This is a genomic window from Hansschlegelia beijingensis (assembly GCF_045505405.1).
Classification (GTDB): Bacteria; Pseudomonadota; Alphaproteobacteria; order Rhizobiales; family Methylopilaceae; genus Methylopila; species Methylopila beijingensis_A.
This window is the reverse complement of record NZ_JBJKEX010000066.1, coordinates 1-12,867: the sequence shown is the minus strand read 5'-3', so window position 1 is coordinate 12,867 and position 12,867 is coordinate 1. Positions and strand designations below refer to the sequence as shown.

The window sequence follows — 12,867 nt, the reverse complement described above, 5'->3', positions numbered from 1 at the left end:
GCCGGCGACGTGGCGGCCTCCGTCGGCAAGTCGGTCGCCGGCAGCCTCGGCGGCTCGCTCGGCCGGGCCGTCGTGCGCGGGGTACTGGGCAGCCTGATGCGTCGGTAGATCCGGGGCGCGCGGGTTAGGCTCCACATCCGGGCCGGTTTCGTCCATACCCCGCGACCTTGCGCCTTTCGCCACAGGAGCCGACAGCGATGTCCGATCTCGACCGCGCCCTCGCCGCCGCGGACGACAGCCTCGACAGGAGCCTGGAGCGGCTGTTCGCGCTGCTGCGGATCCCTTCGATCTCGACCGATCCCGCCTACCGCAACGGCTGCCGCGAGGCTGCGGACTGGCTGCGGCGCGATCTCGCCACGCTGGGCTTCGCGGCCGAACTGCGCGAAACGCCGGGCCACCCGATCGTGCTCGCGAAGCAGCCGAGGCCCGACGCGCCGAACGTCCTGTTCTACGGCCATTACGACGTGCAGCCGGTCGACCCGCTGGAGAAGTGGGAGACGCCGCCGTTCGAGCCGCGGATCGCCGTCACGAAGGCCGGCCGGCAGATCATCGTGGCGCGCGGCGCGAGCGACGACAAAGGCCAGGTGATGACCTTCGTCGAGGCGTGCCGCGCCTGGAAGGCCGCCACCGGCTCGCTGCCCTGCGGCGTCACGATGGTGATCGAGGGCGAGGAGGAGTCCGGATCGGTCAATCTGCCGGGCTTCCTGGAGGAGGCGCGGGAGGAGCTGTCGGCCGACGTGGCGCTGGTCTGCGACACCACGATGTGGGCGGAGGGCGCGCCGGCGATCACGTCTTCGCTGCGCGGCCTGCTCTATGAGGAGGTCACGATCCGCGCCGCGGATCGTGACCTCCATTCGGGCATGTATGGCGGGGCGGCGCGCAACCCCCTCCACGTGCTCGCCCGCATCGTGGCGGACCTCCATGACGAGCAGGGGCGCGTGACGCTGCCCGGCTTCTATGAGGGCGTCCCGAACATCCCGGAGGAGGTGCGGGAACAGTGGCGCGGGCTCGGCCTCGACGCGGAGACGTTCCTTGGTCCGATCGGCCTCTCGGTCCCGGCCGGCGAGGCGGACCGCATGGTGATCGAGCAGATCCAGTCGCGCCCGACCTGTGACGTGAACGGCCTGTGGGGCGGCTACACCGGCGCGGGAGCGAAGACCGTCATCCCGTCCGAGGCCCAGGCCAAGATCTCCTACCGGCTGGTCGGCGATCAGGACCCGGCGGCGATCCGGCAGGCGTTCCGCGCCTTCGTGCGCGAACGGACGCCCGCCGACTGCAAGGTCGAGTTCACCGGCCACAAGGGCTCGCGCGCGATCCAGCTGCCGTTCGACAGCCCGGCGCTCGCAAAGGCGCGGACGGCGCTGGAAGCCGAGTGGGGGGTCGCGCCGGTCACGATCGGCTCCGGAGGCTCGATCCCTGTCGTCGGCGACTTCAAGCGGACGCTCGGCCTCGACGCGCTGCTCGTTGGTTTCGCGCTCGACGACGATCGGATCCACTCGCCGAACGAGAAATATGACCTGGAGAGCTTCCGAAAAGGCACGCGCTCCTGGATCCGCATACTTGCGGCGCTCGCCGGCTGATCGCGAAAGCTTCTCTGCGGAGCGCGGCGGCAGGCCGGGATTGTTGCGCAGGCGGCCGGGAAGACGGGAGAGGTATTTAGCCGAATACCTCTCTCGCCATCGTGAACCAGTGTGAATCGCGAAACCTGAACGTTCGTTCATACTGCGCCTGCGAAGAACGCTGGCCGTCGCCGTGCGGGCCGTCGGCAGCGTCGCTCCGAGTGACGGCTATGGACTTGCTGAAATCACGCGCCGGGCTCGCGCTCGGCATGGCGGCGCTGGCTTGCGCCTCCGCCGCGCGCGCCGACGATCTGCGCTCCGCGCAGGCGCTGGCCGAGAGCGGCGCCTTCCTTGCGCATGCCGAGACCGACGCCGCCTTCGCCCGCCTCGACGCGGCGCGGCCCGATGACAAGCAGCCGATCCCGAAGGCCGCCGTTTACTGGGAGAACGGCTCCGCCTCCTTCGGGCAAGCCGAGCGGGACGGCCGTCTCGGCTCGGGGGGATCGACCTCGGTCATGCGGCTCGGGGTCGATCGCGACATCGGGTCCGGAACGATCGTCGGTGCGGCCGCCAGCGCGGGCTTCGGCGACGTCAGTTCCGGCGACCTGAGCGCCAAGACCTTCGCGCAGAACGCCGACATCTACGGCCGGCTCAACCGCGGACCGGTCTTCGTCAAGATGCTGTTCGGCGGGTCCGTCTTCGACTTCTGGTCGGTGGATCGCGGCCCTGAAGACGGGCGGAGCCGCGCCTCGGCCTTCGGCTACGGCTTCCGCGCCGGCAGCCAGATCGGCGCGACGCTGACCTTCGACCGCATCAGGATCACGCCCACGGTCGGGCTGGCGGCCTATTCGAACACTTCGAGCGCCTACCGGGAGCGCGGCGGGGAGAATCCGCGGTCGTTCGCCGCCCGGACCGCCCGCGCCGCGATCGGTTCGTTCCGCCTGACGGGGGCGCGTAAGGTCGGGCTCGCTCCGGGGCATGAACTGGCGCTGGAGGCGTTCATCGGCGCCGAGGAGGTGCTCGCGTTCAAGGCCGGAGCGCTGTCGTCGACCGACGCTTTCGGCGCCCGCGCGCGTCTCGCCTCGGTGGGCAGTCCCAACGGGCGTGGCGTGGTCGGCGGCGTCGGCGCCGGCACCGACCTCGCCCCGGGCGTCAATCTCAGCGTGAACTACGACTATGGGCGCCGGGACGACCTGGCGACCCATTCGAGCCGCGCCCGACTGGGCGTGCACTTCTAGGCCTTCCTTCCGGCGCGCGGGCCGATTTTCGCTGCAGCGCACAGCGCCCGGCGCGTGTCTCGGAGGACGACCGCGCCACATGCTGCGAACGCCCTAATTCCATTGTCGGTAATGGCGAGAGCACGGCCTGTGTGGCAGGGTCCCCGCCGCTTCAGGCCGAGAACCGGATGACGATGGAATCGATCATGACGGCGACCAACTTCGCCGCCGAATTCGCAGCGACCGAGGAAGAGTGGCGCCGCGCCGCCGAAACGGCGCTCAAGGGCCGCCCGCTCGACTCGGTGCTTTCGCACCGCACGATCGATGGCGTCTCGGTCGACGCGATCGCGCCGCGCGCGGCTCCCCGGGCCGTGGCTGGGCGACCCGCGGGCGCGCCCTGGATCGCGATGACGCGGATCGATCTGGCGGATCCGGCCCAGGCGAACGCCCAGGCGCTCGAGGACCTTCACAACGGCGCCACCGGCCTGTCCCTCACGCTTGCGGGCCAGGGCATCGGCCAGGGGCTGCGGATCGAGAGCCTGAGCGATCTCGACCGCACGCTGGACGGCGTGCTGCTCGATCTCGCGCCGATCCACCTCGACCTCGCGCCCTATGAGGGCCGCATCGCGGCGGCCATGCTGGCGGCGCTCGTGGAGCGGCGGGGCCTCGCGCCCGCCTCCGTGAAGGCGCTGTTCGGGGTGGACCTGCTGCGCGACCTCAGCCGCACCGGCGCGCTCGCCAGAGCCTGGCCCGACATGCGCCGGCGCTTCGCGGGCGTCGCCGAGGACATCGGCGCGCGTGGCTTCACGAGCCCCGTCGTGCTCGCCGACTCGCGGGTCGTGCACTGCGCCGGCGCGAGCGAGATCCAGGAACTCGCGACCGTGCTGGCGTCGGCGACGGAACACGTGCGGGCGATGATCGATCACGGCTTCACGCTCGAGGCGGCGGCGGGACAGATCGCGTTCGCCTTCGCCTGCGACGCCCAGCAATTCGCCTCGATCGCCAAGCTGCGCGCGGCCCGCCTGCTGTGGGCGCGCTGGCGCGAGGAAGCGGGTCTCGCGCCCGGGCCCGTCCACGTCCACGCCGAGACCTCGCGCCGGATGATGACCCAGCGGGACGCCCACACGAACATGGTGCGCACCACGATCGCGGCCTTCGCGGCCGGCGTCGGCGGGGCGGACTCTATCGTCGTGCTGCCCTACACCCATGCCTTCGGGGCGTCCGACGCCGACAGCCGGCGGCTCGCCCGCAACGCGCAGTCGATCATTCTCGAAGAGAGCAACGCTTATCGCGTCGCGGACCCGGCCGCCGGCGCCGGAGCGATCGAACTGCTGACCGACAAATTCGCCGAAGCCGGCTGGCGGACGTTCCGCGAGATCGAACGCCAGGGGGGCCTGTTCGAGGCGCTCCGCTCCGGCTTCTGGGGCCTTCGCCGGGGGCCTCCTGCTCTAGGGCGGCGAGACGCCGGCCCTCAGGCGGAGCACCGCCTGCTCCAGATCGGCGCGGGACAGCGGCTTGTCCAGACGAGGCACGTGCCGATGCGGCTCCGGAATGGCGAAATCGTCATAGCCGCTCGCGAACACGAACGGCACGCCGCGGCGCGAAAGCTCCTCAGCCAGCTCGAAGACGGGCTTGTCGTCGAGGTTGATGTCGAGCAGCGCGAAGTCCGGCGAGCAGGAGGCCAGCAGTTCGCGCGCCTGATCGACGCTGCGGCACGGCCCGATCGTTTCGCCGCCGAGCGCCGCCACGATTCGTTTCATGTCGGAGGCGATCAGGAACTGATCCTCCACGATCAGAACCTTCCAGCCGGCGAGAGGCAGATCCTGGGTCGGCGTCACGCGTCCTGCTCCCCCTCGTCTCCGTGGCCCAGGGGGAACTGGATGGTCGCCCGAAGTCCCTCGACGTCGAACTCCAGCGAGGTGGCGGCGCCCAGTTCGTAGGGCAGCCCCTGCTCGATCAGCTCCCTGCCGAAACCACTGCCCGGCGGGGGGCCGCTCGGGAACGACACGCCCCGCTCGCACCACTCCATCGAGAGCAGGGGCCCGTCGGAGCTCGGGATGAGGCGCCATCGCACGTCCAGCCGGCCGTCAGGCACGGCCAACGCGCCATGCTTGAGCGCGTTGGTCGCAAGCTCATGCGCGGCGAGCGCCACGACCTCCGCCGCGCGCCGACGCAGCTTCACGTCCGGCCCCTGCACGCTCACCCGGTCGCCGACCGATGCGCCGACCGCCGCGAGCTCGTCGCGAATCAGCTCGCCGAGCTCGAGCGCGACGTCGCCCGAGCGGGTGAGGACGTTCTGGGTGCGGGCCAGCGTCGCCAGACGGCCGTCGAAAGCCTGTTCGAATTCCTGGAGGTTCGGGCTCATCTCGATGGTCCTCCTCGCGAGCGACCTCACCACCGCGAGAATGTTGCGGACGCGGTGCTGAAGCTCGCCGAGCAGAAGTTTCTGCCGCTCCTCAGCGTTCCGATGCTCGGTGCGGTCGTAGAGAATTTTCAGATAACCCCGGCTTCCGTCGCGAAGCGGAAACATCATCCCCGAGCCCCACAGTCGGGTGCCGTCCTTGCGGAGGTGCCAACGATCGTCCAGGGCGCGGCCCGTGGCGTCGGCGGTGCTGGCCTCGCGCGCCGCCGCGCCGTTCGCCCGATCCTCTTCGGTGAAGATCAGATCGGCGCTGCGGCCGAGCACCTCCTCCTCACGCCACTGGAATATCTTCTCCGCCCCGGCGTTCCATTCGGTGATCCGGCGGTCGCCGTCGGCCGCGATGATCGCGAATTCGGTGGAGCTTTCGAGAATCAGCTTGTAACGCGCAGCGCTCGCCCGCAGGGCGAGCAGCGCCGTGTGATCCTCGTCCTTCCCCATGCCGATCAGCCCCTCGCCATCCTCCGCAGGGCGGCACGGCGCACCGTTGGTCGAGGCGCCGGGCGCGCGGACGTGACCGCCCCTGTGGCGAAATGACGAGGGCCGGGTTTCGTTCCACCGCAGCGGCCGTCGCGAGGGCGAAAGCCCGCAACCGCGGCGACCAGCCGGCCTGAAGCGAGGAGTTCAGCGGAGGGAGATGGGCGGAGGCGAGAGATGGTGGAGGGGGTTGGATTCGAACCAACGTAGGCTAAGCCAACGGATTTACAGTCCGTCCCCTTTAACCACTCGGGCACCCCTCCACGCTCGCATCGGCGCGGTGAACCGGGCCGAAGCGGAAGGCCGTGACGTCGCCGTCGCCGTCCTTCGCGGCCGGTGCTTTAGGGTTCGGCCCGCCCCGGTGTCAACCGGAAAACCGGAAGCGCGGGTTCGCGGCCGCGCGTTGCCAAGGCGTCGGCGCCATGACAGAACGCCGGCCGCCCCCTCGCCTCATGCCTCGAGACCGTAGAATGCGCCCGCCCCGTTCGCCGCGCCCATCCGGGTCCGGCTCTCCGCGCTGGAAGAAGCGCCCCGCTCAGGGCGGCGGGCGCGAAGCCCCCCGCGGCTTCCCGCGCGACCATGAGGGGCCGGTGGTGATCTACGGCTATCACAGCGTCGCCGAGGCTCTGGCCAATCCGCGCCGCAAGCCGATCCGGCTGCTGGCGACGGAGAACGCGGTCGCGCGGCTCACGGAGGCCGGCCTGCTCGGCCGCGTGACGCCGGAGATCGTGCGCCCCGGCGTGATCGACCGCCTCCTCACGCCGGACGCCGTTCACCAGGGCCTCTACCTGGAAGCCGAGGCGCTCGACGGCCCGACGCTGGAGACGATCCCGCAGGACGGCTTGGTGCTGGTGCTGGACCAGATCACCGACCCCCACAATGTCGGCGCGATCGTGCGCACCGCGGCCGCCTTCGCGGTCGACGCGATCGTCACGACCGCGCGCCACAGCCCCGAGGCGACCGGCGTGCTGGCGAAATCCGCGAGCGGCGGCCTCGAGCATGCGCCGCTCGTGCTGGTGCAGAACCTCGCCCGGGCGCTGCAGACGCTCGGCGACCGCGGCTTCCTGCGGATCGGACTCGATTCCGAGGGCGACGCCAGCTTCGACGAATCGGCGCTCGGTTCGGGCGGGGTCGCGCTTGTGCTCGGGGCGGAGGGCAAGGGACTGAGGCAACTCACCCGCGAGACCTGCGATCGGCTCGCCCGCCTCGACGCGCCGGGCGCAATCAAGAGCCTCAACGTCTCCAACGCCGCCGCGATCGCGCTCTACGTGGCGCGGCGCGCCAAGCCCCTCACCGCGGCGGGAACTGATTGATCCTGGTGGCGGCGTCCGTGCGCACGGTGGGGCCGCTCGGGACGATCGCCACGCCCGGCCTCGGATAGTCCCGCCGCACGCGCCCGATCGCGTCATAGGTGTCGGGCCGGCCGGGCACGTCCAGCCGGCGGCCGCGGCTGTCGAATCGGGGCGGCGCGGCCGGTCCGGCGATCGGCCGTTGCGGAGTGCGCCGGAGTTCCGGCGTCTTTCGCCCGCGCCGCCATTCGCGATCCGGTTTCCCGGCTGGGCGCGTGATCGCGCTGCCCCGCTGGTCCGCCGGCTCGGAGATGATCGTGCCCGGCCGGTACTCGGCGCGGGCGCCCGGCGCGAGCATGAGCGCGCACAAAGAAAAACTTAACAGTAGATTAAACGAAGGTCGCATTCGCGGGCCCGTCGACGAGTCGTCGCCACACTGTGTATCTAGGTAATGCGGAGTTGTGCGCTAGGGCTCGAGGGGATTTCAGGGCCACGGACAGATCCGCGAAGCGCGCCGTGAATCCGGCCCGCCAGGGAGAAGCCGATGCGGGGGGCGCCGCATCCACCTGAGAGGGCCTGCGGCGCGGGCCAGCCTATCAAACAAAAAACAGCGCCGTCGCAGGACGGCTCACGGTCGTCGCCGCGTCCGCGCCCACGCGACGGCGCTCCCTAACGCCGAGGTGAAACAGGCCTATGTCCGTCGCAAGCACGACTGTAGCGCCCGAGCGGGTGCGGCCGATGACGCGGGAGGAGAAGAAAGTCATCTTCGCCTCGTCGCTCGGCACCGTCTTCGAGTGGTACGATTTCTACCTCTACGGGTCGCTCGCCGTGATCATCGGCGCGCAGTTCTTCAGCCAATATCCTGAATCGACGCGCGGCATCTTCGCCCTGCTCGCCTTCGCGGCGGGCTTCCTTGTGCGCCCGTTCGGCGCCCTGGTGTTCGGCAGACTGGGCGACCTGGTCGGCCGCAAGTATACCTTCCTGATCACCATCCTGATCATGGGCCTCTCGACCTTCGTGGTGGGCATTCTGCCCAACGCCGCGACGATCGGCTTCGCGGCTCCGGTCATCCTGATCATTCTGCGCCTGCTGCAGGGCCTCGCGCTCGGCGGCGAGTATGGCGGCGCGGCGACCTATGTGGCCGAGCATGCTCCTGTCGGCCGGCGTGGATTCTACACCTCGTGGATCCAGACCACCGCCACCCTCGGCCTATTCCTGTCGCTGCTCGTGATCCTGTTCACCCGCGGCATGCTCGGCGAGGAAGCCTTCAAGGACTGGGGCTGGCGCATCCCGTTCCTGATCTCGGTCGTGCTGCTCGGCATCTCCGTGTGGATCCGGCTCTCGCTGAACGAGTCGCCCGCCTTCCAGAAGATGAAGGCCGAGGGCACCCGCTCCAAGGCGCCGCTCTCGGAGTCCTTCGGTCAGTGGCGCAACGCCAAGATCGCCCTGATCGCGCTGCTCGGCCTCACCGCCGGCCAGGGCGTCGTCTGGTACACCGGCCAGTTCTACGCGCTGTTCTTCCTGCAATCGATCCTCAAGGTCGACGCCTTCACCTCGAACCTTCTGATCGCCTGGTCGCTGCTGCTCGGCACCGGCTTCTTCATCGTGTTCGGCGCGCTCTCCGACAAGATCGGCCGCAAGCCGATCATCCTCGGCGGCTGCCTGATCGCGGCGGTCTGCTACTTCCCGATCTTCCACCAGATCACCGCGCTCGGTAATCCCGCGCTCAACCACGCCATCGAGACCGTCAAGGTGACGGTGGTCGCGGATCCGGCCGAATGCGGCGATCTGTTCAACCCGGTCGGAACGCGCAAATACACGAGCGCCTGTGACCAGGCGCGCGACTTCCTGTCGAAGTCCTCGGTCAAGTACACGACCGAAGCTGGCCCGGCGGGCGAGACCAAGGTCCGCATCAACGATCAGGAGATCCCGTTCGTGGGCGGCGCGGGCGCGGCGGAGTCCAGCAAGGCGACGCTCGCCGCCCTTCAGGCGGCCGGCTACCCGAAGGCGGGCGATCCCGGCATCGCGAAGATGGAGCACGTGTTCGACATCTTCCGGGCCCAGACCGGCGGCATCGTGCTGCTGCTGTTCGTGCTCGTGCTGTTCGTGACGATGGTCTACGGGCCGATCGCGGCCGCGCTGGTGGAGATGTTCCCGACGCGCATCCGCTACACCTCGATGTCGCTGCCGTACCACATCGGCAATGGCTGGTTCGGCGGCCTGTTGCCGGCGACGGCCTTCGCCATGGTGGCCGCGACAGGCGATATCTACTACGGCCTCTGGTACCCGATCGTCTTCGCCTTGATGACGGTGGTGATCGGACTGTTCTTCGTGCCGGAGACCAAGGACCGCGACCTCGAGACCTACGAACACTCCTGAGGTCCGCCTCCCCTGTCTTGCGACAGGACCGACGCTTCTCGCGCAGCCCGGCTCACCGCCGGGCTGCGTTCGTTTTAGCCAGGGCGCGCCCGCGCTCCGCGACGCCCAGTCGCCCGCCGTCCGCGCGATTTCGAGTCGCGGCGACCGGTCGCGATGTTCCCCGCGCGCCGAATCCGACTATGTACCGGGCATGACGACGACGCCGCCGACTCCGCCCGTTCAGGATTTCATCCGCTACGACCTGCTGACGCAGAAGGCGTTGCGCGGCGTGGTGCACGACGTGCTGGCCCGCGTGGCCCGCGAGGGCGCGCCCGGCGACCATCATTTCTACATCTCCTTCCGCACCACCGATCCTGACGTCCGGCTGTCGCAGCGTCTGCGCGCGGAGTATCCGGCCGAGATGACGATCGTGCTCCAGCACCAGTTCTGGGACCTGAACGTGCGCGAGGACGGCTTCGAGGTCGGCCTTTCCTTCCGCAACATCCCCGAGAAGCTGAGCGTGCCGTTCGCGTCAGTGACGGGCTTCTTCGATCCGTCCGTCCAGTTCGGACTGAAGTTCGACAACCCGGACGCGCCCGGCGCGGCCGATGACGACGTCGACGGCGAGACGTCCGGAGCCGCCGTCGAGCCGCTCCGGCAGCCGGAGCCGAGCGGGGCGGAAGAGCAAGGGGCCGAAGTTGCTCCCGCGTCGGCCCCCGAGGGCGGCGCCGAGGTCGTCAGCCTGGACAAGTTCCGGAAGAAGTGACTGCGCCTGAAGGCGGCGTGACGCGGCCGAACGCCGCGTGCTAGGCACGCCTCGCGCAGATCGAAGCGCGACGACGAGCCTGGGGGCCTCCGATGACAGCGACCCGCACCGAGACCGATTCATTCGGCCCGCTTGAGGTGCCCGCGGACCGGTATTGGGGCGCGCAGACGCAGCGCTCGCTCCAGAACTTCAAGATCGGCGGCGAGACCTTGCCCAAACCGCTGGTCCGGGCGCTCGGCGTCATCAAGCGCGCGGCGGCGCTCACCAACCGCGATCTCGGCATCCTCGACCCCAGGCTGGCTGAGGCCATCTCGGCCGCCGCCAAGGAGGTCGTCGACGGCAAGTTCGACGACCATTTCCCGCTGGTCGTCTGGCAGACGGGCTCCGGCACGCAGTCCAACATGAACGCCAACGAGGTGATCTCGAACCGCGCGATCGAACTTCTCGGCGGCGCGCTCGGCTCGAAGACGCCGGTTCATCCGAACGACCACGTCAACATGAGCCAGTCGTCCAACGACACCTTCCCGACCGCGATGCACATCGCGGCCGCGGAGGAGATCGAACGCCGGCTGCTGCCCGCCCTCGCCCACCTCGCGGACGCCCTGGAAGCCAAGGCGAAGGCCTTCGAGCACATCATCAAGATCGGGCGCACGCACACCCAGGACGCCACGCCGCTCACCCTCGGCCAGGAATTCTCGGGCTATGTCGCCCAGGTGCGGCTGGGGACGGAGCGGATCCGCGAGGCGCTGCGGCACCTTTACCCGCTGGCCCAGGGCGGCACCGCTGTCGGCACGGGAATCAACGCCAAGGTCGGCTTTGCGGAGGGCTTCGCGGCACGGGTCGCGGAGATCACAGGCCTGCCCTTCGTCACCGCCGCCAACAAGTTCGAGGCGCTCGCCTCACACGACGCCTATGTGCACGCCCACGGGGCGCTCAACGCGCTTGCGGCGGGCCTGTTCAAGATCGCCAACGACATCCGGCTGCTGGGGTCCGGTCCGCGTTCGGGTCTCGGCGAACTGAAGCTGCCGGAGAACGAGCCCGGCTCGTCGATCATGCCCGGCAAGGTGAACCCGACGCAGTGCGAGGCGCTGACGATGGTGTGCGCCCAGGTGTTCGGGAACAACGCGACCATCACGTTCAGCGGCAGCCAGGGCCATTTCGAGCTCAACGTCTACAAGCCCGTGATGGCGTACTGCATGTTGCAGTCGATCCGCATCCTGGCCGACGCCGCGGTCAGCTTCACGGATAATTGTGTGGTTGGCATCGAGGCGGACGAGGCCCGGATCGCTGATCTGATGAGCCGTTCGCTGATGCTTGTGACTGCGCTTGCGCCGACCATCGGCTACGACAAAGCCACCACGGTCGCGAAGACTGCGCACAAGAACGGCACGACTTTGCGCGAAGAAGCTGTGCGGCTGGGCTTCGTCACGGCCGAGGAGTTCGACCGTATCGTCCGACCCGAAGCCATGATCCGTCCGAGCTGAATTGACCTCAACTCCCGCGCTCCCTGTTCTGTTCCCAGCGCCCTCGATTTTTACGTCACGGACGTGTAAGAGCATGGGCGTGGCAGAGATCATCAATCTGCGGCGCGCCCGGAAGAGCCGGGCGCGTGCGGCGTCCGAAAAGCTGGCTGCGGAGAACCGCACCAAGTTCGGAACGCCGAAGCAGGACAAGGATCTCGAGACCGCCCGCCGTGCTTTGGCAGACAGGCGGCTCGAGGATCATCGTCGCGAGAACGGGGGCGACGCCGATTCATGACTGTACCTGGCATCGATATCGAGATCGTTGGTTCCTCCGCCGAGAGCGAAGGCCATCTGCGCGCGATTCCTACTCAGGGCGCGGAAGGCGTGATCGTTCAGGAGCTGCTGGACGACGCCGCGCCTGAGGCGGGCGCCGGATCCAACCCGGAGATCGTGAAGCGCTCGATCGTCGTGGCCGGCCACAAGACGAGCGTCAGCCTGGAGGACGCCTTCTGGCACGCGCTCAAGGACATCGCGCGGGAGCGCGCGCAGTCCCTGCGCAGCCTGGTGGCCGAGATCGATGCGCGCCGCAGCGGCGGCAATCTGTCGTCGGCCGTGCGGCTCTTCGTGCTCGACCATTACCGCCGGCGCGCGGGCGCCGTGGCGAGCGTAGCCGGCGCCTGATCTTACTTACTGCGCCAGTGGGCTGATGATCATCGGCGGCGGCAGGATCTGCGGCTCGTCCTGAAGCGCCCGCCCCGGCCGCCGGATTCCAGACGCCCCGGCTCCACCCACGCCGCCATGGCCGCCGCGTTCGGTCCGAACAGCGGGCGACGTCAGGTCGAGCGGGGATGAGGGCCTCATCGGAGCGATCGTGGCCGGCGGCGGAACGGCCTCGATCAGCGAGCGCGCCTGCTCCTCCTGCCGCTTGCGCTCGGCCTCCGCGCGCGCCGCCTCCTCCGCCTTCCGGGCCTCCTCCGCCTTTCGAGCCTCCTCGGCCTTCCGCTCCTGCTCGACGCGCTCCCGCGCGATCCGGGCGCGCTCCCGCATGTCGGCCTCCATGGCCTCGATGCGCTTGGTCTCGCGCTCGACGGCCCGCACCGAGAGCCAGCTGGTGAACGACGTGGCGTCGATCCGACGCTTCGGCGCCGCCAGCGGCCCTTCGAAGGACACGCCGATCTGCGGCGCATCCGGCCGCTCCGGGGCAAGCGTCAGGTCGGCGTCGAGCGTGAGGAATCAGTTTCCCGGACCTTCTGGTGCAACTCGACATCATCACCGCGGGCGAGGAGATAAGGCTGCCGGAGAAGGCGGGCGCGATCCAG

12 protein-coding genes and 1 tRNA gene are annotated in these 12,867 nt (G+C 69.4%); 9 read left to right on the top strand and 4 right to left on the bottom strand.

Translation table 11 applies throughout. The features are described from left to right. The first annotated feature begins 197 nt into the window (after positions 1-197). The 3 genes from ACIKT0_RS06580 to ACIKT0_RS06570 all read left to right on the top strand — a co-directional run bounded on the left by ACIKT0_RS06580 (position 198) and on the right by ACIKT0_RS06570 (position 4,716). On the top strand, positions 198-1,580 hold the full coding sequence (locus ACIKT0_RS06580; RefSeq protein ID WP_407104562.1) for a dipeptidase: 1,383 nt from the start codon (positions 198-200) through the stop codon (positions 1,578-1,580). Positions 1,581-1,789: 209 nt separating this feature from the next. Continuing rightward, the gene (locus ACIKT0_RS06575; protein WP_407104561.1) at positions 1,790-2,797 is read left to right on the top strand and encodes an autotransporter domain-containing protein; all 1,008 of its coding nucleotides are present in this window, start codon (positions 1,790-1,792) and stop codon (positions 2,795-2,797) included. Positions 2,798-2,964: 167 nt separating this feature from the next. After that, the gene (locus tag ACIKT0_RS06570; RefSeq protein WP_407104560.1) at positions 2,965-4,716 is read left to right on the top strand and encodes a methylmalonyl-CoA mutase family protein; all 1,752 of its coding nucleotides are present in this window, start codon (positions 2,965-2,967) and stop codon (positions 4,714-4,716) included. Here the strand turns inward: ACIKT0_RS06570 and ACIKT0_RS06565 are convergent. After that, the gene (locus ACIKT0_RS06565) at positions 4,611-5,636 is read right to left on the bottom strand and encodes a sensor histidine kinase (protein ID WP_407104559.1); all 1,026 of its coding nucleotides are present in this window, start codon (positions 5,634-5,636) and stop codon (positions 4,611-4,613) included. The genes ACIKT0_RS06570 and ACIKT0_RS06565 overlap by 106 nt on opposite strands. 214 nt (positions 5,637-5,850) lie before the next feature. Next, positions 5,851-5,935 (bottom strand) — tRNA-Tyr (locus tag ACIKT0_RS06560). A gap of 207 nt (positions 5,936-6,142) precedes the next feature. Between ACIKT0_RS06560 and ACIKT0_RS06555 the strand changes: the two genes are divergently transcribed. After that, positions 6,143-6,985 carry a TrmH family RNA methyltransferase gene (locus ACIKT0_RS06555; protein WP_407104558.1) on the top strand — a complete coding sequence of 281 codons (843 nt, stop codon included), beginning with the start codon at positions 6,143-6,145 and terminating at the stop codon, positions 6,983-6,985. On the opposite strand, the gene ACIKT0_RS06550 is transcribed toward ACIKT0_RS06555, so the two are convergent. Then, positions 6,963-7,319: a hypothetical protein gene (locus ACIKT0_RS06550; protein ID WP_407104557.1), complete on the bottom strand. Its 357-nt coding sequence runs from the start codon at positions 7,317-7,319 to the stop codon at positions 6,963-6,965. The two genes, ACIKT0_RS06555 and ACIKT0_RS06550, sit on opposite strands and share 23 nt — an antisense overlap. Before the next feature lie 335 nt (positions 7,320-7,654). Here ACIKT0_RS06550 and ACIKT0_RS06545 point away from each other — a divergent pair, with 335 nt between their 5' ends. From ACIKT0_RS06545 to ACIKT0_RS06525, 5 genes are all read left to right on the top strand, one after another. Beyond that, positions 7,655-9,340 (top strand): MFS transporter, encoded by a 1,686-nt coding sequence (locus ACIKT0_RS06545; RefSeq protein WP_407104556.1) that lies wholly within the window; start codon positions 7,655-7,657, stop codon positions 9,338-9,340. Between the two features lie 190 nt (positions 9,341-9,530). Then, positions 9,531-10,085 carry an SspB family protein gene (locus ACIKT0_RS06540; RefSeq protein ID WP_407104555.1) on the top strand — a complete coding sequence of 185 codons (555 nt, stop codon included), beginning with the start codon at positions 9,531-9,533 and terminating at the stop codon, positions 10,083-10,085. A gap of 92 nt (positions 10,086-10,177) precedes the next feature. Next, positions 10,178-11,569 carry a class II fumarate hydratase gene (fumC, locus tag ACIKT0_RS06535; RefSeq protein ID WP_407104554.1) on the top strand — a complete coding sequence of 464 codons (1,392 nt, stop codon included), beginning with the start codon at positions 10,178-10,180 and terminating at the stop codon, positions 11,567-11,569. A 79-nt stretch (positions 11,570-11,648) separates the two neighbouring features. Beyond that, positions 11,649-11,843, top strand: a complete 195-nt coding sequence (locus ACIKT0_RS06530) for a DUF4169 family protein (RefSeq protein ID WP_407104553.1) — start codon at positions 11,649-11,651, stop codon at positions 11,841-11,843. Positions 11,844-11,995: 152 nt separating this feature from the next. Beyond that, entirely contained in the window at positions 11,996-12,229 is a 234-nt protein-coding gene (locus ACIKT0_RS06525) for a ribbon-helix-helix domain-containing protein (protein WP_407104563.1), read from the top strand. Between the two features lie 6 nt (positions 12,230-12,235). Here ACIKT0_RS06525 and ACIKT0_RS06520 read toward each other — a convergent pair whose 3' ends face one another. Further along, entirely contained in the window at positions 12,236-12,718 is a 483-nt protein-coding gene (locus tag ACIKT0_RS06520) for a hypothetical protein (protein ID WP_407104552.1), read from the bottom strand. Between the last annotated feature and the right edge of the window lie 149 nt (positions 12,719-12,867).